This is a genomic window from Nonomuraea sp. MTCD27 (assembly GCF_041950495.1).
In the GTDB taxonomy this organism is placed as follows: Bacteria; Actinomycetota; Actinomycetes; order Streptosporangiales; family Streptosporangiaceae; genus Nonomuraea.
This window is the reverse complement of the sequence record NZ_JBGNUW010000003.1, coordinates 630,831-652,956: the sequence shown is the minus strand read 5'-3', so window position 1 is coordinate 652,956 and position 22,126 is coordinate 630,831. Positions and strand designations below refer to the sequence as shown.

Below are 22,126 nucleotides of genomic sequence, written 5' to 3'. Positions count from 1 at the left end.
GGTTACGGACGCTCGGTCTCCAGGCGGACCGTCTCCTCCACCGTCATCTGCTGACCGATGCGCATCGCCGGGTCGAGCGGGCGCAGGTACGTCTGCTTGACCCCGGGCGCGCGGTCCTCGATGACGAACGTGGCCTTGGTGTACACCTCGGACCCGGGCGTCTGGACCTGCGGCACGACCTTGAAGTCGGCCGTCATCAGGTCCCGCTCGATCTTCGTCAGCACGTAGCCGCGCTGGTTGTTGTAGAACTTCAGGTGCGGGTTGATCGCCAGGAACGGGTGCTGCGCCGGGTCCGAGTCGGCCCCGTTGCCGCCCGTCGAGATCGACGTGGCCACCAGCTCCGACCCCACCGTGGGCCCGGTCGGGTCGTCGTAGTCGAGCTTGAGGTCGCTGGCCCAGTGCGCGTGCACGTCGCCGGTCAGCACCACCGGGTTGCGCACCTCGGCGTCGATCCAGCCCTGGGTGATGCGCTGCCGGGAAGCGACGTAGCCGTCCCAGGCGTCCTGCGAGGTGATCTTGGCGGGCCCGGCGTTGTTGTCGCGCTGGGCGAAGAAGACCTGCTGGCCCAGGATGTCCCACTGCGCCCGCGAGTGGCGGAAGCCGTTCAGCAGCCACTCCTCCTGCGCGGCGCCGGTGATCGAGCGGGCCGGGTCCACCGCGGCCGGGCAGTCGCGGTAGCCGTCGCCGCAACCCTGGTCGTCGCGGTACTGGCGGGTGTCGAGCATGTGGAACGTGGCCATCCGGCCCCACCGGATGCGCCGGTAGAGCTGCATGTCGATGCCGCGCGGGATCGAGGTGCGGCGCAGCGGCATGTTCTCGTAGTACGCGCGGAAGGCGGCCTCGCGCCGGGTCAGGAAGTTCGGCTGGGGGGTCTCGGGGCGCTCGGGCACCTCGTCGGCCCAGTTGTTGTCCAGCTCGTGGTCGTCCCACACCACCAGCCACGGCGCGGCGGCGTGCGCGGCCTGGAGGTCGGGGTCGGCCTTGTACTGGGCGTGCCGCTGGCGGTAGTTGGCCAGGGTCTCGGTCTCGGGGCCCTCGTGGTGGCGGACGTTGCCGCCGGGGATGGTGTAGGTGTCCCTGGTGTACTCGTACTGGTAGTCGCCCAGGTGCAGGACCAGGTCGGGGTGCTCCTCGGCGAGGCGGCGGTAGGAGGTGAAGTAGCCGTGCTCGTACTGGGCGCACGAGACGAAGGCCATGGCCAGGGCGCCGCCGTACGACAGGGGGTGCGGGGCGGTGCGGGCGCGGCCGACCGGCGAGACGTACGGGCCGACGCGGAAGCGGTACCAGTACTCGCGGTCGGAGCTCAGCCCCTGGACCTCGACGTGGACGCTGTGACCCCACTCGGGGGCGGCGACGGTGACGCCCGTGCGGACGACCCGGCGCCCGCGCTCGTCGCCGTAGATCTGCCACTGCACGGGGAAGGGCCGCTGCGGCATGCCGCCGAGCCCGTCCTCGGCCATGGGCTCCTGGGCGAGCCTGGTCCACAGGACGAAGCCCTCGTGGTCGGGGTCGCCGGAGGCGACGCCGAGGGTGAAGGGGTCGGTGCGCAGACCGCGCGAGGCCAGGCTCTGGGCCGTCTCGGCGGCGGGGTCGGGCTCGGCGTGCGCGGCGGTGGCGGGGATGGCCGCGGCGGCGCCTGCCGCTAACCCGGTGACGAGGAAATGCCTGCGGTTGAGGGACATGCGGCGCTCCTGGACGATCAAGGGTGAGGGACGCCCCGTAGCCTGACTGAGAATCATGACTACGTGGTGAACACCACACAACACGAAAAAGGCGACATCCTTCGCGGATGTCGCCTTCTCCGGCAATTTCCACCGTCACATTGTGGCGCCCCCGCCAGGCCGTCACCGGCCTGCCAGAGGTGATCGTCTCACGCCGGCAAGTCTGTGACCTGCAACGACGCGCCGCCTTACCAACCGCGCTCGGCCAGGCGGTGCGGCTGCGGGATCTCGTCGACGTTGATGCCGACCATGGCCTCGCCCAGGCCGCGCGAGACCTTGGCGATGACGTCGGGGTCGTCGTAGAACGTCGTGGCCTTGACAATGGCCGCGGCGCGCTTGGCCGGGTCGCCCGACTTGAAGATGCCCGAGCCCACGAACACGCCCTCGGCGCCGAGCTGCATCATCATCGCCGCGTCGGCCGGGGTGGCGATGCCGCCCGCGGTGAACAGCACGACCGGCAGCTTGCCGGTCTTGGCGACCTCGACGACCAGCTCGTAGGGGGCCTGCAGCTCCTTGGCGGCGACGTACAGCTCGTCCTCGGGCAGCGAGGTGAGCCGCTTGATCTCGGCGCGGATCGTGCGCATGTGGGTGACGGCGTTGGAGACGTCGCCGGTGCCGGCCTCGCCCTTGGAGCGGATCATGGCCGCGCCCTCGGTGATGCGGCGCATGGCCTCGCCCAGGTTGGTGGCCCCGCACACGAACGGCACGGTGAACTGCCACTTGTCGATGTGGTTGGCGTAGTCGGCCGGGGTCAGCACCTCCGACTCGTCCACGTAGTCGACGCCGAGCGCCTGCAGCACCCTGGCCTCGACGAAGTGGCCGATGCGGGCCTTGGCCATGACGGGGATCGAGACGGCGTCGACGATGCCGTCGATCATGTCGGGGTCGCTCATCCGGGACACGCCACCCTGCGCGCGGATGTCGGCGGGCACGCGCTCCAGGGCCATGACGGCCACCGCGCCGGCGTCCTCAGCGATCTTGGCCTGGTCCGGCGTGACGACGTCCATGATGACGCCGCCCTTGAGCATCTCGGCCATGCCGCGCTTGACGCGGGCGGTTCCGGTGACGGGGGTGCTTTCTGGCGTGCTGCTGGACACGGTCATCCTCACGGGCTCTCAACGGCGGATCGGTAAGTTATCAAGCCCATCGTAGGTCCTGGAGGACCCCTCCCCCGACATGCCAGGATGTCAGGTTTTACCGCCATACCGATACAGGTAGGCGCTACGGGATGACGGGCTTGCGGCTGGCGAGGGCCACCCAAACCTGGCCGGGGGCGAAGTTCATCGGCTCGCCGCTCTCAGTGGTGAACGTCGTGCCGGACTCCTCCGATTCCCGTTCCCAGCGCGCCTTGAAAGCTTTACCGTCGCGCAGCACGATGGCCGAGCCCTTGCCCGTGGTGTGCACCAGCGGTGTGTAGCTGTCGTTCTTGTCGTGGAACTCCGAACGCTCGGTCTTGGTGTACTGGACGACGATCGTCGGCGCGCCGAGCTGGCCGCCCTCGGCGGCCATGTCCTTCTTGCCGTCCTGCCAGATCATCCACTGCTTGCGCTCCTCCGACCAGGCGAAGGTGAAGCGCGCGGCGGGCCACTTGACGGTGTACGACTTGCGCTCGACCCCGCCCTCGGCCGGGGCCTCGCCGAACGTGAAGCCGATGTCCTTGGCCTTGGTCGCCTTGGGCGCCTTGGCCAGGAGCTGCTTGGTGTTGGCGAACAGGTTGTAGGGGGCGAAGCGGCCGGGCTGGCGGAAGTACGCGCCGGGGTTGCGCGTGTCGCCCACGTCGAACAGCGACGCCTCGGCGATGAACGGCAGCATCTTGGTCTGCGCGCCCGAGTAGGAGAAGGCCGGCTTGCCGAACTGCGGCGCGATGTGCAGGTCGGAGATGCGGGCGCTGCGCACGGGGCCCACCTTGGGCGGCAGCTTGGAGGAGAAGATCGCCATGAGCCGGGTCAGCCCGGCCTCGACCTGCTCGACGTAGACGATGTCCGCGCTCTTGAGCCCGAGCTGCGGCTTGCCGGCCGCGGTGTTCTCGATCTTCACGGCCAGCACCGGCTTGAGGCTCTGGTACGGCTTGCCGGTGAACGGGTGCGCGTTGACCTCCTCCGGCTCCTCGCTGGGCGCGGCCGTGGCGGCCTGGGGCGCCTTGCCGGGGGCCGGTTCTTCCGACGAGCAGGCGGCGACGGGCAGCAGCACGGCCGCTCCGGCCAGCCAGAGCGTGATCATCCGGGGTAGCCGCACGTGTAACTCTCCTCGCTTCAGCCCGAAAACGGGATGAAGCTTACTGGCTTCCCCAAATCAGGTCATTCAGTTGCCATAGCCGCAGGCGGATTGTCATCAATCTCGAAGAATTGCGGGTATTCGGTGTGCCCGGCCAGGCGCAGGGTCCTGGCCAGCCAGCGGCGCTGGGCCGTACGCGTGACGCCGACGGAGTTGTTGTAGAACCGCCGCGAGTAGACGACCTTGGCCACCGCCGTGTCGAGCTCCTCCAGCAGCGCGCGGCCGCCGGGCGACTCCGACAGCTTCTCCCTGAACCGCTCCTGGTCCACCACCGCCCGCAGCGCCCGCGACAGGTCGCTCTCGGCGTGCTCGCGCTCCTCCGGCCCGGCCGACCTGGCCTCGTGCGCCGCCGCGGCCAGCACCAGCGACGTGGCGGGGTCGAGCAGGCGCGAGCCGGCCAGCTCCAGCACCACCGCGCGGCGCCGCATGAGCGCGGCGTCCAGCGACTCCTGGGCCAGCTCCAGCCGGATGTGCAGCCGGTCGAGCCGGCCGGCGCGCCAGGAGATGTACACGGCCGTGAGCACCACGACGATGCCCACGATCAGCACGATCATGGTGGATGTCACAGGCCCTACCTACCTCACAGGTCCTCTTCGACGCGCCCCGCGCCGCTCGTGGTGACGGTCTCGTAGACGCGTACGACGTCGCGCGCCACCGTGGACCAGTCGTACTTCCGGACCGCCACCAGCGCCTCGGCCGCCAGCTTGGCCCTGCGCTCCGGCGCGTCGAGCAGCGCGCCGGCCTCGCGCGCCAGCGAGCCGGGGTCGCCGTTGGCGAACAGCGCGCCCGCCTGCCCCTCGCCCAGCACCTTGCGGAAGGCGGGGATGTCGCTGGCCAGCACGGTCGCGCCGGAGGCCATGGCCTCGGCCAGCACGATGCCGAAGCTCTCCCCGCGCGTGTTCGGCGCGCAGAACACGTCCACCGAGTGGTAGGCGCGGATCTTGTCGGCCTCGCTCACCATGCCCAGCACCGTCACCCGGTCGCGGAACTGCTTGCGCACCCGCTCGTAGACGTCCTTGGCGTCGCCGGGCCCGGCGATCAGCAGCTTCACCTCCGGCCGCTCGGCGGCCAGGGTGTTGAACGCGTCGAGCAGGATCGGCAGGCCCTTGCGCTCCTCGTCCATGCGGCCGAGGAAGCCGAGCGTGGCCCCGTCGGGCCCCCAGCCGTCGAGCGGCTCAGCCTCGGTGTAGCGGGCGACGGTGACGCCGTTCGGGATGAGGACCGTGTCGCCGCCGAACTGCTCGACCAGGCTCTTGCGGGCCGCGTCGGAGACCGCGATGCGGCCGCTCAGCTTCTCCAGCGCGCTGCGCAGCAGCGGCTCGGCCACCGCGATCGCCCGCGAGCGCGAGAACGAGGCGTGGAAGGTGGCCACGATCGGCCCCTTGGCCGCCCAGCAGGCCAGCACGCCCAGGCTCGGGATCAGCGGCTCGTGGATGTGCAGCACGTCGAACCCGCCCGTACGGACCCAGCGCCGCACCCGCGCGGCCGACAGGAACCCGAACGACATCCTGGCCACCGACCCGTTGTACGGCACCGGCACCGCCCTGCCCGCGCCCGTCACATAGGGGGGCAGCTCGTCGTCGTCGGCCGCCGGCGCGATCACCGACACGTCGTGCCCCTGTGCCACGAGCGCCTGGGCCAGGTCGTCGATGTGCTGCTTGACCCCGCCCGGCATGTCCCAGGAGTAGGGGCAGACGATGCCGACTCTCATCGAGGTTCCCGGCCGGGTGGCAGGTCGTCCAGCCAGAGCCGCTGCAACATGTGCCAGTCCTCCGGGTGCTCGGAGATGCCCTTCTCGAACACGTCGGCCAGGTGCTGCGCCACCGCGGCGACCTTCTCCTGCCTGGTGCCCTCCTCCGGGACGGGGACCTCCTCGTGGATGTGGATGCCCCAGTCGTCGCCCTCGAAGTAGACGGTGGCGGGCAGCAGCGCGGCCCCGGTCTGCACGGCCAGCAGCGGCGGCCCGGCCGGCACCTTGGTGGCCGCGCCGAAGAAGCGCACCTCGATGCCGCTCTTGGTCAGGTCGCGCTCGGCGGGCAGGCACACCACGCCGCCCTTGCGCACCCGCATGGCCAGCGTGCCGAAGTTGTGCCCGTCGCCGCCGGTGAGCGGCAGCACCTCCATGCCGAGCCCCTCGCGGAAGGCGACGTAGCGCCGGAACAGCGACTCGGGCTTGAGCCGCTCGGCCACGGTGGTGAACGGATGGCCCACGCCCACCAGCCACGCCCCGGCCTGGTCCCAGTTGCCCATGTGCGGCAGCGCCAGCACCACGCCCCGGCCGGCCGCCACGTTGGTGTGGATGTGCTCGGCCCCGATGACGTGGGTGCGGCGCACGACCTCCTCGGTGCGCATCGACGGGAGCCGGAAGATCTCGTGGAAGTAGCGGAAGTAGGAGCGCATCCCGGCCCTGCCCAGCTCGCGCACCTCGCGGCTGCCGGGGTCGAGACCGGTCACCCTGGCGAGGTTGGACTCCAGCCTGAGCACGGACTTGCCCCGCCGGCTCCAGACCCGGTCGGCCAGGAAGCGGAAGACCGCGGCCGTCGGGCGCTCGGGCAGCAGCGGCACGAGCTTCCACCCGGCCGCGAACCCGGCGGCCACGATCCGGTCGCCGAACGACACCTTCTCGCTCATCTCTCCCTCGTCTGCTGGTAGACGGCCACCACGCGCTGCCCCACGGTGATCACGCTGGCCACCGCCAGCAGCCACATGCCCACAGGCAGGATGTACGGAACTCCGAGCCCCGAGAAACAGGCCGCGACCAGGGCCACCACCAGCCGCTCCGGCCGCTCGGCCAGCCCGACGTCGGCCGTGAGCCCGAGCCCCTCGGCCCTGGCCTTGGCATAGGAGACGAGGGTGCCCGCTATCAGGCACACCAGCGTCACCGCGGCCATCAGAGTGTCGTCCACGGAGATGAAATACAGGATCAGGCCGGCGAAGATGGCGGCGTCGGCGACCCGGTCGAGCGTGGAGTCGAGGAAGGCCCCCCAGGTGCTGCCCCCCTTCCCGCCGAGCCGGGCCACCACGCCGTCGAGCAGGTCGAACAGCACGAAGACAGTGATCACGAGGGCACCCCAGGTGAGGTGCCCCAGGGGGAAGAAGAGCAGGGCGGACACGACGGTGCCGAGGGTGCCGACCGCCGTGACGGCGTTCGGGCCGATCCCGCGGCCGACGAGGGCCCTGCCCAGCGGGGTGAGTATCCGGGTCATGGCCGGGCGCAGGAGTTTGAGCATCGCGGTCCGATCGTAGGCCATGACGAGCCTGACAACTTTCTTTGCCCCTCCCCTCTTGTGATATCCGCCACAGGGGTATTTGGTGAACACACCGCGTCCATGCGGTTTCCATCACCCTCCGCGCGGGCGCGGCGTTGGCAAACAGACCGACGACGCGGGAGGCGATGTGGCGGAAAGACATTCGGGAGGCGCCGTGGGAGCCGCGGGCAGGGCACCCGCGGCCGACAGGGCGGATGCGATACGCAATGTCGTGCTGGTCGGCCACTCAGGAGCGGGTAAGACGACCCTCGTCGAGCAGCTGCTGGCCGCGACGGGCACCATTCAGCGCCCGGGACGGGTGGAGGACGGCAACACGGTCAGCGACTACGACGAGGTCGAGGTCCGGCAACAACGGTCCGTCAACCTCGCCGTGGCGCCCCTGGTGCACAACGGCATCAAGATCAACCTTCTGGACACCCCCGGCTACGCCGACTTCGTGGGCGACCTGCGCGCGGGGCTGCGCGCGGCCGACGCCGCGCTGTTCGTCGTGTCGGCGTCCGACGGGGTCGACGGGCTCACCCAGATGCTCTGGGAGGAGTGCTCCCAGGTCGGCATGCCGCGGGCGGTCGTGATCACCAAGATCGACCACCAGCGGGCCGACTTCGACGAGGTGCTCGCCACCTGCCAGGACATCTTCGGTGACGGCGTCGCGCCGCTCTATCTTCCGGTGATCACCAATGGTCACGTGAACGGCCTGATCGGGCTGCTGTCGCAGAAGTTCTACAACTACGCCACGGGCACCCGTACGGAGAAGGAGCCGGGCGCGGAGTACGAAGCGCAGATCGAGGAGCACCGCGGGGTGCTGATCGAGGGCATCATCCAGGAGAGCGAGGACGAGTCGCTCATGGAGCGATACCTCGAGGGCGAGCCCATCGACACCAAGGTGCTCATCGACGACCTGGAGAAGGCCGTCGCCCGCGGCAGCTTCTACCCGGTGCTGTGCAGCGGCATCGGGGTGGGCGCGCAGGAGATCCTGGAGCTGGTGACGCAGGGCTTCCCGTCGCCCCTCGAACACCCGATGCCGGAGATCACCGACCTGTCCGGCAAGCCGGTCAAGGGCATCACGTGCGACCCGAACGGGCCGCTCGTGGCCGAGATCGTCAAGACCACCAGCGACCCGTACGTGGGCCGCATCAGCCTCGTACGCGTCTTCTCCGGCAGCCTGCGGCCCGACATGACCGTGCACGTGTCCGGGCACGGCCTGGCCGACCGCGGGCACGAGGACCACGACGTGGACGAGCGCATCGGCACCCTGACCTGCCCGCTGGGCAAGCAGCAGCGCGGCGCGGCCAAGGGCATGGCCGGCGACATCGTGGCCGTGGCCAAGCTGTCGCGCGCCGAGACCGGCGACACGCTGTCGGACGTGGACCACCCGCTGCTGATGACGGCCTGGGACATGCCCGACCCGCTGCTGCCCGTGGCGATCACGGCCAAGTCCAAGGCCGACGAGGACAAGCTGTCGCAGGCGCTCGGCCGGCTGGTGGCCGAGGACCCGACGCTGCGCCTGGAGAACAACGCCGAGACCCGGCAGCTCGTCCTGTGGTGCATGGGAGAGGCGCACACCGACGTGCTGCTCGACCGCCTGGCCAAGCGCCACGGCGTCGAGGTCGAGCGGATCGAGCTGCGGGTGCCGCTGCGCGAGACGTTCGGCGGCAAGTGCAAGGCGATGGGCCGCAACGTCAAGCAGACCGGCGGCCACGGCCAGTACGCGATCTGCCACCTCGAGGTCGAGCCGCTGCCGTCCGGCGGGGGCTTCGAGTTCGTGGACAAGATCGTGGGCGGCGTGGTGCCGCGGCAGTTCATCCCGTCGGTGGAGAAGGGCGTGCGGGCCCAGATGGAGCGGGGCGTGGTCGCCGGCTACCCGATGGTGGACGTGCGCGTCACGCTGTACGACGGCAAGGCCCACTCCGTCGACTCCTCCGACATGGCCTTCCAGATCGCGGGGCAGCTCGCGCTCAAGGAGGCTGCGTCGAAGGTCTCGACGCTGCTGCTCGAGCCCGTGGACGAGCTGTCGGTGCTGGTGGCCGACGACTACGTCGGGTCGGTGATGTCCGACCTGTCGTCGCGGCGCGGGCGGGTGCTCGGCACCGAGCCGGTCGGCACCGGCCGCACGCTGGTCAAGGCGGAGGTGCCCGAGCTGGAGATAACGAGGTACGCCATCGACCTGAGATCTATGTCACACGGAACGGGAACTTTCCACCGGACGTTCCTGCGCTACGAACCGCTGCCGCCGAACCTCGTGAACAAGGTGACAGCCGCGGATTGAGGCCTCGGAGGAGCCGGGAGGGATATGTCCCTCCCGGCCCAGCAATGTGCTTTTGTCACAAAGGAATCACGACTCGATTTCGATTTTTCGTACCGAGCACGCCGGAGCAGCTGTCACACTGGGTGGCATTATGCGAACTGGACGCCCACTCCTAGCCGCTGCTGCTCTCGCTGTCGTGACCACCACGGCCGCCTACGTCTTCGGCCCCGGTGCCGGGGAGAGCCCCGCAGCGAGCGAGAAGAAGACGACCGTCGCCGCACCCCCCGCGGCCTGCAAGGCTGACGCCCGCTATCCCAAGCGAGAGCTGCGCGGGGTGTGGATTGCCACCACCCAGAACATCGACTGGCCCTCCAAGGCCGGCCTCGGCGCGGACAGGCAGAAGGCCGAATACGTCAAGATCCTGGACAGCGCCGCCAAGCGCAACCTCAACGCGGTCTTCGTCCAGGTGCGGCCCGCCTCCGACGCGCTCTACAAGTCCTCGCTCGAGCCCTGGTCGCAATACCTGACCGGCACGCCGGGCAAGGACCCCGGTTGGGACCCGCTGCCCTTCCTCGTCGAGGAGGCGCACAAGCGCGGCATGGAGTTCCACGCCTGGTTCAACCCCTACCGCGCCTCCTACGGCGACAGCACCGCCAAGCTGCCCGCCGGCCACCCGGCGCGCAAGCACCCGGACTGGACGATCAAATACGGCGGCCGCCTCTACTACAACCCGGGCCTGCCCGCCGTGCGCGACCACGTGACCAAGGTCATCACCGACGTGGTCGACCGTTACGACGTCGACGGGATCCACTTCGACGACTACTTCTACCCCTACCCCGTGGCGGGGGCGAAGTTCGACGACACCGCGGCCTTCCGCAAATACGGCAAGGGCCAGAGCCTGGCCGAGTGGCGGCGCGGCAACGTCAACACGCTCGTGGCCGGCGTCGACAAGGCCGTCCACCAGGCCAAGAACCACGTGAAGTTCGGCATCAGCCCGTTCGGCATCTGGCGTAACAAGTCCAACGACCCGACCGGGTCGAACACATCGGGCATGTCGGCGTACGACTCGATCTACGCCGACGCGCGGGCCTGGATCAAGGCCGGCACGGTCGACTACGTGCTGCCGCAGCTCTACTGGCCGCGCGGGCACAAGCTGGCCGACTACAACACGCTGGTCCGCTGGTGGTCCAACGAGGTCAAGGGCAGCGACGTGCAGCTCTACATCGGCGAGGGCCTCTACCGGGTCGGCACCACGGACGACCGGACCTGGACCAAGCCGGGCGAGCTCGCCGGGCAGATCGGCGTCAACCGCGCCAGCAAGCAGGTCGACGGCGCCGTCTACTTCAGCGCCAAGCAGCTCCTGACCAACCCGCTGGGCGCGATGGACCGGGTCGCCAAGACCTACTACAGCCGTCCGGCGCTGCTGCCGCTGGCCGAGGACCGCGGCGGCCAGGCCCCGGCGGCGCCCGCCGGCGTCAAGGCGGCCGGGTCGCAGCTGTCCTGGACGCCCTCCTCGGGGGCGCGGGCCTACGCGGTGTACCAGCTGCCCAAGTCGGGCAAGGACTGCCACACCACCGACGCCCGGAACCTGGTGGCGGTGGTGAGCGATCCGTCCTACGCGGCGAAGTCGGCGGGCACCTACCTGGTGACCTCGCTCGACCGGCTGCACCACGAGAGCAAGGCGGTCAAGGTGAAGGTGGACGCGGTCTGACCCCCGCCCGCCACCGGGGCCGGTCCCACCTGGGGCCGGCCCTTCGTCGTCTCCGCACGCACGCCGGCGGGGCCGGCAGCCGGGGCCCAGCGGACCACGCCGCCACGCCGGGGCGGGAGCGGGTCGCTGAGGGCACCGCCCCACAGGGCCACTGATGGCGCCGCGCCACAAGGGCCGCCGAGGGGTGCCCGACGGCGACGTCGTGTCACTGGCAGGGGCGTCGGGGTGTCAGTGGTGGTAGGACCGCCAGGCCTGGGTCAGGCCTGCCACCGCCTGGTCCGTCAGGGCGGGTGGGAGGGCGAAGCTGAGCCGGAGGCGGTCGCGGTGGCGGCCGTCCGGGGAGAACAGGGAGCCGGGCGCGACCGCGACCCCGTGCTCCCGGGCCACGGCGGCGAACCGGTCCGTGTCCGTGCCGGGCAGGCGCGCCCACACCGACAGCCCGCCGGCCGGCCGGGTCCAGGTCCATTCGGGGAGGTACGCGGCGAGGGCGGCCAGGCAGTGGTCCCGGCGCCGGGCCAGCTCGGCGCGCCAGGGCTCCACCGGGTTGCGTTCCAGCAGGTCGGCCGCCAGGCGCTGCGACACCGCGCTGGTCGCCAGGTCGGCGTCCAGCTTGGCCTCCACCAGCCGGGCCAGCAGCGGCTCCGCCGCCGTCACCCAGCCCACCCGGAGCCCGCCCCACAGCACCTTCGACAGCGACCCGACGGTCACCGTCCCGTACGGGTGCAGCCCGGCCAGCGGCTCGGGCGGCGGCGTGCCGTCGTACACCAGCGCCGCCAGCGTACGGTCCTCGACCACCGGCACGTCGGCGCCCGCGGCCAGCTCGGCGACGTGCCGCAGCGGCGGGACCGAGCCGGTGGGGTTGTCCACGCTGACCACGTAGACGGCGGCGGGGCGGTGCCGGGCGAGCGCCTCCTCGACGGCGGCCGGCGAGGTGAGGTCCACAGCCACCACGTGCGCTCCCGCCCGCCGGAACACGCTCAGCGCGCCCCCGTAGGCCGGATCGCCCACCAGGACCCGGTCGCCCGGCCGCACCAGCGCCCGCGCGGCCAGGTCGATGCCCTGCTGCGCCCCCGCGGTGACCAGGATCTCCCCAGGCAGCACGCCCGCCCCCTCATAGCCGTGTCCCGCCTCGCCGCCCCTGGGCCGAACACCCGCCACTCCCGTCGTGCCGGTCTCGGGGGCGAGGGTCGCCGGGGTCGCCAGGAGGGCTCTCAGGCGGGGGTCGCCCATCGCGTCGTAGCCGTGCCCGCTGGGTACCCGCAGGAGGTCGGCCGGGTCCAGGGGCGGGAGGACCAGGTGTGACGGGTCGGGGACGACCGACGTGGACAGGTCCGCACGCACCGCCCCCGCCTGCAGCAGGCCGCCGAACGAGGGCGTGCCGAGCACGTACGTGCCGCTCCCGTGGCGCCGCTCGCACAACCCCTCCTCGCACAGCGCGTTGAAGGCCGCCGCCACGGTCCCCCTGCTGACCCCCACGGCCTGCGCGAGGTCGCGTTCCGACGGGAGCCGGGTGCCGGGGGTGATGAGGCCCGCCTGGGTGAGGTCGGCGAGCGCGCCGGCCAGGCGGCGGCTGGGCGTGCCCTGCTGGAGGCGGAGGCGGTCCCGGACGAGCGTGACGAGGTTGTCTTCCCTTCCCATGCCACCATTATCTCGATAATGTGCCACTCATCGTGAAATTGGCCCAGCAATCGTGATCGAACAGGGCCACCGAGGAGAGGAGCGCGGGTGGAGGAGGCCACGTACATCTGGATGAACGGGGCACTGGTGCCGTGGGGCAAGGCCCGGGTGCACGTGCTTTCGCACGCCCTGCACTACGGCACCGCCGTCCTCGAGGGCACCAGGGCGTTCGGGACGCCGGAGGGGCCGGCCGTGTTCCGGCTCGACGATCACCTGGAGCGGCTGGTGCGCAGTGCCCGGATGATCGGGCTGGCGCTGCCGTACACGCTGGACGAGCTCCGGACGGCCACGCTGCGGACGGTGGCCGCCAACGGGCACCCGGCGTGCTACATCCGCCACCTCGTCTCCCGCGGTTACGGCGAGATGGGCATCGCGGCGCGCGGCTGCCCCACCGACGTGTCCATCGCGTCCTGGAGCTGGGGCGCGCTGCTCGGCGCCGGCGTGCGGCTGATGACCAGCTCGTGGCGGCGCAACGACCACATGGTGGTGCCCACCGCGGCCAAGGCCACCGGCCCCTACCTCAACTCCGTCCTGGCCAAGGACGAGGCCCTGCGGGCCGGCTACGACGAGGCCGTGCTGCTGAACGCCGCCGGTCATGTCAGCGAGTGCACCGGCGCCAACCTCTTCGTGGTCCGCGACGGGCTGCTGGCCACGCCTCCCTCCAGTGCGGGCGCGCTGGAGGGCATCACCCAGGACACGGTCGAGCGGCTGGCCGCCGACCTGGGCCTGCGGGCGGTCAGGCAGGAGCTGATGCGTTCGGACCTGTACGCGGCCGACGAGATCTTCGTCTGCGGCACCGGGGCCGGGATCGCGCACGTCGCCTCCATCGACGGACGCGAGCTCGGCGGCGGCCCGGGACCGGTGACCGCCAAGCTGACCGACGCCTACGACGACGCGGTGCACGGCCGGGACGAGCGTTACCGGCACTGGCTCACGCCGGTGGCGGCCTGATGATCCGAGTCGGCCCGACGCACACTCGGCGCATGAGAGGGTAGTCGGGATCTGGTGGCGCCGGGGCACGACCTTGCTCTGCCGTGCCACGGAAAATCGGCGACCACAGGAGGTCATCGGGGTGAGGCGCGCGCTGATCGTGCTGGCCGTGCTGGTCGGACAGATGATGCTGGGCCAGGGCCTGCTCGCCGGGCCCGCCGGGGCGGATCGAGGCGTCGATCAGGCCCCCGGGCGGGTGGCGCTCATCGGGGTGCCCGGCCTGCACTGGAACGACCTGACCCCGTCCGACACGCCCAACCTGTGGGAGCTGGCCGAGGCCGGCGCGGTCGGGTCGCTGTCGGTCCGCACGGTCGGCAACGTGACCTGCCCCTACGACGGGTGGCTGACCGTGTCGGCGGGCACCAGGTCGGCCGTCGGCTACGGTTGCGGCGCGCCGCCCAGGCCCGAGGCCGCGGGCACGGGCGCCGTCATCCCCGACTACCGCTACCTCATCGACGTGGCCGGGCAGCGCAACGCGGGCACGCTGGGCGAGTCGCTCAAGGCGGCCGGCCGCTGCTCGATCGCGATCGGCCCGGGCGCCGCGCTGGCGCTGGCCGACCGGCAGGGCGCGGTGGCCGGCTACCACGCCTCGCCGCTCCAGGTCACGACCGCCGACCTGGAGAAGTGCCCGATGGTCGCCATGGACGTGGACGACCTCGTCCTGCCCTACCTGACCGGCGACCGGCTGCCCAAGGTGCCCGACCAGCTCGCCCCGGCCGAGCGCCGCGACGCGCTGCGGCTGGCCGACGCCAAGGCGGGCGCGCTGCTGTCGGTCCTCCCGGCCGGCACCACGGTGCTGCTGGCGGGGCTGTCCGACCACGGCTCCGTGCCGCACCTGCGGGTGGCCGCGCTGCGCGAGCCGGGCGCCGAGGGGCGCCTGCTCGGCGCGGCCTCGACCCGACGCGAGGACATCTCGATCCTGCCCGACGTGACCTCCACCGTGCTGACCGAGCTGGGCGTGCCGGTGCCGAGCACGGTGGTGGGCGTGCCGATGCGGATCGGCGAGCCGCTGCGGGTGGGCGAGCAGGGCGCGGCGTTCGAGCGGCTCGCGCGCGCCGACGCCACCGCCCAGACCATGCGCTCGGCGAAGGGCCCCTACTTCACCGCCCTGGCCGTGCTCCAGGTCGGGTTCTACGTGGCGGCCTTCCTGCTGCTGCGCCGCCGCAAGACCCTGTCCTGGGTACGCGGCGCCGCCGTGGCCCTGGCGGCCCTGCCGGTCACCTCGTTCCTGGTGAACCTCCTGCCGTGGTCCACCCACCTGGAGCTGTTCGGCGGCATGCTGGCCTGGTGGGCCGCGATCACCACCCTGGCGCTCGCCGGGCCGTGGCGGCGCAGGCCGCTCGGCCCGCTGGCCGTGGTCGCCGGCGTCACCGCGCTGACGCTCGCCGGTGACCTGCTCACCGGCACCACGCTCCAGCTCAACAGCTTCATGGGTTACAGCGCCGAGCAGGGGGCCCGCTACTTCGGCCTGGGCAACATCCCCTTCGCGCTGCTGGCCACCGGCACGCTGCTGGTCACCACGGTCATCGCGCACCGGTGGCCGGGCAAGGTGGGGCTGGCGGCGATCGTGGGGCTGGGCACGTTCGCGATGGTGCTGGGCGGATCCGGGATGGGCAGCGACTTCGGCGGCGTGATCGCGTTCGTGCCGGGCATCGCGGTAACCGCGCTGATCCTGTCGGGCAAGCGGGTCTCGCTGCTGAAGCTGGGCGCGTTCTGCGTGGCCGGCGGCGTGATCGTGATGGGCTTCGCGTGGCTCAACTACCTGCGGCCGCCCGCCGAGCAGACGCACCTGGGCAGGTTCGTGGGGCAGGTGCTGACCGGGGAGGCGTTCGACGTCATCTGGCGCAAGCTGCAGGCCATGCTCGGCACCCTGCTCAACCCCAACCTGATGCCGATCGTGATCGCGGCCGTGGCGTTCCTGGTCTACGCGATCCTGCGGCCCGAGCAGGCCTCGGCGGGCGTGGTGCCGGCCGCGTTCGAGCACTCCCCCGCGCTGCGGGCCGGGCTGATCGGCACGCTGGTCAGCGGCGTGGTCGGCATGCTGGTCAACGACTCCGGCGCGGCCGTGCTGTCCATGGCGCTGGCGCTGGCCGTGCCGCTGCTGCTGGCCACGGGCATCGGCGCGATGTCGCGCGCCCCCGAGTCAGTTCCAGGCGTCGGCGAGAAGCTGGCGGGTGTCACGAAGTAGCTGCGGCAGCACCTTGGTCTGGGCGACGACCGGCATGAAGTTCGTGTCGCCGCCCCACCGGGGCACCACGTGCTGGTGCAGGTGCGCGGCGATGCCCGCGCCGGCGACGTGGCCCAGGTTCATGCCGACGTTGAAGCCCTGCGCGCCGCTGGCCCTGCGCAGCGCCCGCAGCGACTTCTGGGTGAACTCCCCCAGCTCGGCCACCTCGGCCGCGTCGAGCTCGTCGTATTCGGACACGTGCCGGTAGGGCACGACCATCAGGTGGCCCGAGTTGTACGGGTAGAGGTTGAGCACGGTGTAGACCGCCTCACCCCGAGCCACGATCAGGCCGTCCTCGTCGCTCATCTTGGGGATCGCGTCGAACGGGCACCCGTCGCCGGGACCGGTGCCGGTCGGCTTGTTCTCGCCCTTGATGTAGGCCATGCGATGCGGGGTCCACAGACGCTGGAAGTTGTCCGGGGCCCCGGCCCCTGCCTGATCGTGCATAACTAGCAGCATAGGACCCCGGACAAACCGGGTGCTCTTCCGGCACAATCCTGAGCACCGCCAACAGGAGGCCGCGATGAGTGAAGCGTTAGCCGAGCAGCACACCCCGCCCGCCGACTCCGCCGGAGACCCGCCGGCCGAACCCGCCACGCCCTCGTACATCGAGGCGCCCACCGCCGACGCGGCGGTCAAGGGCCGGATCAAGGTCGCCGACGAGGTGGTCGAGAAGGTCGCGGCGCTGGCCGCGCTCGAGGTGGCCGGGGTCGCCGACATGGGCGGCGACCTGGCGCGGGCCTTCGAGTCCGTACGCGACCGCATCGGCATCGGCTCCCGGCGCGGCACCCAGGGCGTCAGCGCGCAGATCCAGGACCGCCAGGTGGCGGTGAGCCTGACGATCGTGGTCGAGTACGGCCACGTCGTCATGGAGGTCGCCTCCGAGGTCAAGACGAACGTGGCCCAGACCGTCAGCCGCATGCTGGGCATGCGCGTCATGGAGGTCAACGTGACCGTCGACGACGTCCGGCTCCCCGGCGAGGGCCGCACGGCGACCCGCGACCCCGCCGAGGACGACGGCGAGCCCTCCTGAGCTCAGGCCACCCTGGTCATGTCGGAGCGGTAGCCGCCGCCCCCCGGGTAGACCCAGGCGCCGGTGACGCTGGTCCCGTCGGCGTTGAACGTGCCGCGGTAGTAGGCCCCCGAGTCCCTCTTGTGGGCCCAGATCGTCAGCGTGTCGCCGTCGACCTCGTACACGTAGGCCAGGGTGGCGCCCTGGTTGTCGAAGTACCAGGAGTGGATGTCCTGGCTCGGCCCCTCGGCGCCGTACGGCCGCTTCCTGCCGATGAACTCCGTGCCCCTGGTCCGGCTGCCCTCGCTGAGGATGTCCACCTCCTGGATGAGGAAATGCCCGCCCTCCATCCAGCGGTAGGTCACCGTGCCCCCGACGTCGCCGCTGAGCTTCCAGGTGCCGACGAGCCGGTCCAGGGCCTTGAGCTGGGTGTCGACGTGCTCGGTCATGATCGCTCCTCTGTCTCGGTGAGTCGGTTACGCCTGTATGACGGGACGGTGCCGGGAAAGGAATCGGTCCTGGGCGAGATTTCTCATCAGATTTCGGCGGGCAGGCCGAAGGCGGCGTTCAGCTCGGGGCCGAACGTGGTGATCTCGGCGATCAGGCCGTTCTCGACGCGGAGCACGTCGAGGTTGACGGCCGTGTAGCGGCTCTCGCCGGGGCGGCGTACGTAGTTGGCGACGGCCGGGCGGCGGTTGGCGTACGTCGCCAGGGCCTTCCAGGTGCCCCACGCCTCGGGTCCGGCCATGACGGGGCCCCACATGTCCAGGATGGCCGTGCGCCCGTCGTACACCAGGGACGCCGGCGGCATCGTCTGCCGCGCGTCCTCGCGCAACAGGGCGGCCAGCGCAGACAGGTCGCCCTCCACGGAGGCGTCCATGTAGCGGCGCAGCACGGCGCGTTCCTCCTCGCTCGGGGCGGTGACGGGGCCCCACTGCGCGCGCTGCGCCGGCAGGTGCATGCGCAGCGTGGCGCGGGCCCGCTGCAGCGCGCTCTTGACGGCCGGCACGCTCAGCTCCAGCGCCCCCGAGGTCTCCTCGGCGGACCAGCCCGCCACGTCGCGCAGGATCAGCACCGCGCGCTGGCGCGGCGGCAGGTGCTGGATGGCGGCCAGGTAGGCCAGCTCCACCGTCTCGCGCTCGACCGTCACCGCGTCCGGCCGGCCGGCGTCGGGAGCGGCCAGGTCGAGCAGGCGGTCGGGGTACGGCTGCAGCCACGGCACCTCGGCGAACGGCGAGCGTGACCCGCTCTCCATCCCGACCGCGATCTCGCGCGCGCGGGCGGGCCCGGACAGCAGGTCGAGGCAGGCGTTGGTGGCGATGCGGTAGAGCCAGGCCCGCAGCGTCGAGCGCCCCTCGAACGTCTCCCGCCGGCGCCAGGCACGCAGCATCGTCTCCTGCACCATGTCCTCGGCATCGGTGAACGAGCCCAGCATCCGGTAGCAGTGCACCTGCAACTCGTGCCGGTGAGCCTCGGCCAGCTCGGCGAACCCGCCCCGCTCGCCGTCTCCCCGGCCCCGAGCGTCGGCAGCCCGCTCACCGTCTCCCAGGCCACGCGCCTTGGCGGCCGGCCCGCCGTTGTCCCCGGCGCGGCCACCGGCCCGCGCGCCGCCCGCGACGTCGTCCCCAGCGCCCATCCACCGCACCTCTCCCCGTCCGGTCGCGCCTGCCAGGATGATAGCCATGACAGATCAGCTTGAGCCCATGCCGGACGACTGGCAGCGCGCGCTGGCCGTCGTCGCCCACCCCGACGACCTCGAGTACGGCTGCGCGGCGGCGGTGGCCGTCTGGACGGATGCCGGGCGCGAGGTCTCCTACCTGATCGCCACCAGGGGCGAGGCGGGCATCGACACCCTCGACCCCGGAGCGGCCGGGCCGCTGCGCGAGCGCGAGGAGCGAGCCAGCGCGGCCGTCGTCGGGGTGACGAGCGTGGAGTTCCTCGACCACACCGACGGGGTCATCGAGTACGGCACCGCGTTGCGGAGAGACCTGGCCGCCGCCATCCGCAGGCACCGCCCCGAGCTCCTCATCACCCTGAACTTCGACGACACCTGGGCGGGCACGCACTGGAACACCCCCGACCACCGCGCCGTGGGACGGGCCGTGATGGACGCTGCCGGGGACGCCGGAAACCGATGGATATTTCCGGACACTGAGGCCGAGCCCTGGAGCGGCGTCCGCTGGGTCGCCGTCGCCGGCGTCGACTCGCCCACCCACGCGGTGGACGTCACGGACGGCCTGGAGCGCGGGGTGCGCTCGCTCATGGAGCACCGCGCCTACATCGAGGCCCTGACCACGGAGGACCCGGAGGCGTACGCCCGGAACCTGATCGAGGGCTTCGCCGGGGAGGAGGCCAAGCGCTTCGGCGGCCGCCCCGCAGTCACCTTCCGACTATTCCCCCTTTAATTCACCAATCGCGGATATATCAGCATCTTCCACCCATTGCCGGATATTAGACGCATCGTCAGGAAAGCGTCTGCGACAGCCCGGGGGCCTTGCTAGGGTTCGGTGCCCTGCGGTGATCCTTCCCGCAGAGCCTGCCGGTCGGGCGCGCCATGCCCTGCGCCCGGCCGATCCCCTGAACCGAAAGGCGAATCCTCATGGCCAAGTCATGGCTCGTGGCTGTCTTACTCTGCTTCTTCCTCGGCGCGCTGGGCGTGCACCGCTTCTACGTCGGGAAGATCGGGACGGGCATCCTCATGATCGTCACCCTCGGCGGCCTCGGCGTGTGGGTGCTGATCGACTTCATCATGATCCTCATCGGGAAGTTCACCGACAAGCAGGGTCAGCCGCTGGCCAAGTAGCGGTAGCGGGCAGCGGAGGAACGGCGGAGCCGGCCATCACGAGGCCGCTCCGCCGTACTCACGAGACGGCCCTGCGCTGGGCGGCCCTGCGCTGGGCGGCCCTGCCGCGCTGGGCGGGCCTGAGTTGGGCGGGGCGTCGCTGGGCGGGGCGTGCGCACGGCGGGGCCTGTGCCCGGCGAAGGCGCCGGCCCCGCCGCGTTGACTCACACCTGGACGCGCCGCTCCACGGCGTTGACGATCTCGGCGATCGCCTCCTCGACCGGGACGCCGTTCTTCTGCTCACCGCTGCGGTAGCGGAACGACACCGCGCCGTTGGCGATGTCGTCGTCACCGGCCAGCAGCATGAAGGGCACCTTGGCCTTCTGCGCGTTGCGGATCTTCTTCTGCATCCGGTCGTCGGCCGCGTCGACCTCGATCCGGATCCCGCTCGCGCGCAGCTTCTTCGCGACGTCCTGCAGGTAGGCCACGTGCGCCTCGGCGATCGGGATGCCCACCACCTGCACCGGGGCCAGCCAGGGCGGGAAGGCGCCGGCGTAGTGCTCGGTGAGCACGCCGAGGAAGCGCTCGACGGAGCCGAACAGCGCCCGGTGGATCATGACCGGGGTCTGCCGCGAGCCGTCGGCCGCCTGGTATTCCAGGCCGAAGCGCTTGGGCTGGTTGAGGTCGAGCTGGATGGTGGACAGCTGCCAGGTGCGGCCGATGGCGTCCTTGGCCTGCACCGAGATCTTCGGCCCGTAGAAGGCCGCGCCGCCCGGGTCGTCCACCAGCTTCAGCCCCGACTCGGTGGCGACCTGGCGCAGCGCCGCGGTCGCCTCCTCCCACTCGGCGGGGTCGCCGATGAACTTCTCGGACTCGTCGCGGGTCGACAGCTCCAGGTAGAAGTCCGGCAGGCCGAAGTCGCGCAGCACGCTGAGCACGAACCGCAGCAGCGACTTGATCTCGTCGGCCATCTGCTCGCGGGTGGTGTAGATGTGCGCGTCGTCCTGCGTCATGCCGCGCACGCGGGTGAGCCCGTGCACCACGCCCGACTTCTCGTAGCGGTAGACCGAGCCGAACTCGCACAGCCGCAGCGGCAGCTCGCGGTAGGACCGCCCGCGCGCCCTGAAGATCAGGTTGTGCATCGGGCAGTTCATCGGCTTGACGCGGTATTCGATGCCCTCCAGCTCGAAGGCCGGGAACATGTCGTCGGCGTACCACGGAAGGTGGCCCGAGGTCTCGAAGAGCGAGGACTTGGTGATGTGCGGGGTGTTGACGAACTCGTAGCCCGCCTCGGCCTGCCGCCGCCGCATGTAGTCTTCCATCTCCTTGCGGATGATCCCGCCCTTGGGATGGAAGATCGGCAGGCCGCTGCCCAGCTCCGGCGGGAAGCTGAACAGGTCGAGCTCCGCGCCCAGCTTGCGGTGGTCGCGCTTCTCGGCCTCCTCCAGCAGCTTGAGATATTCGTCCTGCTTGTCGCGGGACTCCCACGCGGTGCCGTAGATGCGCTGGAGCTGCGGGTTCTTCTCGCTGCCCCGCCAGTAGGCGCCGCCGGAGCGCATGAGCTTGAACGCCGGGATGGACCGGGTGGAGGGCACGTGCGGCCCCCGGCACAGGTCCTTCCACCGCAGCTCACCGGACTTGGGGTCGAGGTTGTCGTAGATGGTGAGCTGCCCGGCCCCCACCTCGACGGACTCCTCTTCCGCGGCCCCGCCCTTGAGGCCGATCAGCTCCAGCTTGTACGGCTCCGCCGCCAGCTCCTCGCGGGCCTCGTCGTCGGAGACGGCCCGGCGGGAGAAGAGCTGCCCCTGCTTGACGATCTCCCGCATCCGCTTCTCGATGCGCTTGAGGTCGTCGGGGTGGAACGCCTGCTCGACGTCGAAGTCGTAGTAGAACCCGTTTTCCACGGGCGGCCCGATGCCCAGCTTGGCCTCGGGGAACAGCTCCTGCACCGCCTGCGCCATGACGTGGGCGGTGGAGTGGCGCACGATCGCCCGGCCGTCCTCGCTGGAGACCTCGATCGGCTCGACCGTGTCGTCCTGCTCCAGCGGGTGGGCCAGGTCGCGCGGCACGCCGTTGACCCTGGCGGCGATGACGGTGCGGCCGTCCGCCTCGAGCGCCTCCCCGGCCGTCGTGCCGGCCGCGACCACACGCTCGGCTCCGGCGAGGGTGATGCGTAGCTCGGCTGACACGGTGACTCCTCGTGGATCGCGCTCGATGC

Annotated in this window: 19 protein-coding genes; 7 read left to right on the top strand and 12 right to left on the bottom strand. The window is 71.2% G+C overall.

What is annotated here, in order from left to right:
* Positions 1-2: 2 nt before the first annotated feature.
* The 7 genes from ACBJ59_RS11375 to pgsA form a co-directional block, all read right to left on the bottom strand.
* Entirely contained in the window at positions 3-1,682 is a 1,680-nt protein-coding gene (locus ACBJ59_RS11375) for an alkaline phosphatase D family protein (RefSeq protein WP_375110120.1), read from the bottom strand.
* Between the two features lie 227 nt (positions 1,683-1,909).
* Complete coding sequence (gene pdxS / locus ACBJ59_RS11370; protein WP_375110219.1) at positions 1,910-2,824, bottom strand: pyridoxal 5'-phosphate synthase lyase subunit PdxS; 915 nt, start codon at positions 2,822-2,824, stop codon at positions 1,910-1,912.
* Positions 2,825-2,942: 118 nt separating this feature from the next.
* Positions 2,943-3,956: a DUF3048 domain-containing protein gene (locus tag ACBJ59_RS11365; RefSeq protein ID WP_375110119.1), complete on the bottom strand. Its 1,014-nt coding sequence runs from the start codon at positions 3,954-3,956 to the stop codon at positions 2,943-2,945.
* Positions 3,957-4,018: 62 nt separating this feature from the next.
* The gene (locus ACBJ59_RS11360) at positions 4,019-4,561 is read right to left on the bottom strand and encodes a hypothetical protein (RefSeq protein ID WP_364116512.1); all 543 of its coding nucleotides are present in this window, start codon (positions 4,559-4,561) and stop codon (positions 4,019-4,021) included.
* Between the two features lie 14 nt (positions 4,562-4,575).
* Positions 4,576-5,706, bottom strand: a complete 1,131-nt coding sequence (locus ACBJ59_RS11355) for a glycosyltransferase family 4 protein (RefSeq protein WP_364116510.1) — start codon at positions 5,704-5,706, stop codon at positions 4,576-4,578.
* A complete protein-coding gene (locus ACBJ59_RS11350) occupies positions 5,703-6,626 on the bottom strand; it encodes a phosphatidylinositol mannoside acyltransferase (protein WP_375110118.1) in 924 nt (307 codons plus the stop codon). The genes ACBJ59_RS11355 and ACBJ59_RS11350 overlap by 4 nt, the downstream gene beginning before the upstream one ends.
* Complete coding sequence (gene pgsA / locus ACBJ59_RS11345; RefSeq protein WP_364116506.1) at positions 6,623-7,246, bottom strand: phosphatidylinositol phosphate synthase; 624 nt, start codon at positions 7,244-7,246, stop codon at positions 6,623-6,625. The genes ACBJ59_RS11350 and pgsA overlap by 4 nt, the downstream gene beginning before the upstream one ends.
* Before the next feature lie 145 nt (positions 7,247-7,391).
* On the opposite strand from pgsA, the gene ACBJ59_RS11340 reads away from it, so the two are divergent.
* Both ACBJ59_RS11340 and ACBJ59_RS11335 read left to right on the top strand, forming a co-directional pair.
* The gene (locus tag ACBJ59_RS11340) at positions 7,392-9,530 is read left to right on the top strand and encodes an elongation factor G-like protein EF-G2 (protein ID WP_375110117.1); all 2,139 of its coding nucleotides are present in this window, start codon (positions 7,392-7,394) and stop codon (positions 9,528-9,530) included.
* 175 nt (positions 9,531-9,705) lie between these two features.
* Positions 9,706-11,220 (top strand): glycoside hydrolase family 10 protein, encoded by a 1,515-nt coding sequence (locus ACBJ59_RS11335; protein ID WP_375110116.1) that lies wholly within the window; start codon positions 9,706-9,708, stop codon positions 11,218-11,220.
* Between the two features lie 228 nt (positions 11,221-11,448).
* On the opposite strand, the gene ACBJ59_RS11330 is transcribed toward ACBJ59_RS11335, so the two are convergent.
* Complete coding sequence (locus tag ACBJ59_RS11330) at positions 11,449-12,858, bottom strand: PLP-dependent aminotransferase family protein (RefSeq protein WP_375110115.1); 1,410 nt, start codon at positions 12,856-12,858, stop codon at positions 11,449-11,451.
* A gap of 87 nt (positions 12,859-12,945) precedes the next feature.
* On the opposite strand from ACBJ59_RS11330, the gene ACBJ59_RS11325 reads away from it, so the two are divergent.
* Both ACBJ59_RS11325 and ACBJ59_RS11320 read left to right on the top strand, forming a co-directional pair.
* Positions 12,946-13,848, top strand: a complete 903-nt coding sequence (locus tag ACBJ59_RS11325) for a branched-chain amino acid transaminase (RefSeq protein WP_375110114.1) — start codon at positions 12,946-12,948, stop codon at positions 13,846-13,848.
* Between the two features lie 121 nt (positions 13,849-13,969).
* The gene (locus ACBJ59_RS11320) at positions 13,970-16,075 is read left to right on the top strand and encodes a hypothetical protein (RefSeq protein WP_375110113.1); all 2,106 of its coding nucleotides are present in this window, start codon (positions 13,970-13,972) and stop codon (positions 16,073-16,075) included.
* Here the strand turns inward: ACBJ59_RS11320 and ACBJ59_RS11315 are convergent.
* Positions 16,031-16,561 (bottom strand): HIT domain-containing protein, encoded by a 531-nt coding sequence (locus ACBJ59_RS11315; protein ID WP_364116494.1) that lies wholly within the window; start codon positions 16,559-16,561, stop codon positions 16,031-16,033. The genes ACBJ59_RS11320 and ACBJ59_RS11315 overlap by 45 nt on opposite strands.
* Before the next feature lie 76 nt (positions 16,562-16,637).
* On the opposite strand from ACBJ59_RS11315, the gene ACBJ59_RS11310 reads away from it, so the two are divergent.
* Positions 16,638-17,147: an Asp23/Gls24 family envelope stress response protein gene (locus tag ACBJ59_RS11310; protein ID WP_375110112.1), complete on the top strand. Its 510-nt coding sequence runs from the start codon at positions 16,638-16,640 to the stop codon at positions 17,145-17,147.
* 2 nt (positions 17,148-17,149) lie between these two features.
* Here ACBJ59_RS11310 and ACBJ59_RS11305 read toward each other — a convergent pair whose 3' ends face one another.
* Positions 17,150-17,575 (bottom strand): hypothetical protein, encoded by a 426-nt coding sequence (locus tag ACBJ59_RS11305; RefSeq protein WP_364116490.1) that lies wholly within the window; start codon positions 17,573-17,575, stop codon positions 17,150-17,152.
* A gap of 86 nt (positions 17,576-17,661) precedes the next feature.
* Complete coding sequence (locus tag ACBJ59_RS11300; RefSeq protein WP_375110111.1) at positions 17,662-18,762, bottom strand: RNA polymerase subunit sigma-70; 1,101 nt, start codon at positions 18,760-18,762, stop codon at positions 17,662-17,664.
* 46 nt (positions 18,763-18,808) lie between these two features.
* Here ACBJ59_RS11300 and ACBJ59_RS11295 point away from each other — a divergent pair, with 46 nt between their 5' ends.
* Complete coding sequence (locus ACBJ59_RS11295) at positions 18,809-19,531, top strand: PIG-L deacetylase family protein (RefSeq protein ID WP_375110110.1); 723 nt, start codon at positions 18,809-18,811, stop codon at positions 19,529-19,531.
* Positions 19,532-19,725: 194 nt separating this feature from the next.
* Positions 19,726-19,929, top strand: a complete 204-nt coding sequence (locus ACBJ59_RS11290; RefSeq protein ID WP_375110109.1) for a TM2 domain-containing protein — start codon at positions 19,726-19,728, stop codon at positions 19,927-19,929.
* Between the two features lie 203 nt (positions 19,930-20,132).
* Here ACBJ59_RS11290 and thrS read toward each other — a convergent pair whose 3' ends face one another.
* Complete coding sequence (gene thrS, locus ACBJ59_RS11285; protein WP_375110108.1) at positions 20,133-22,097, bottom strand: threonine--tRNA ligase; 1,965 nt, start codon at positions 22,095-22,097, stop codon at positions 20,133-20,135.
* Between the last annotated feature and the right edge of the window lie 29 nt (positions 22,098-22,126).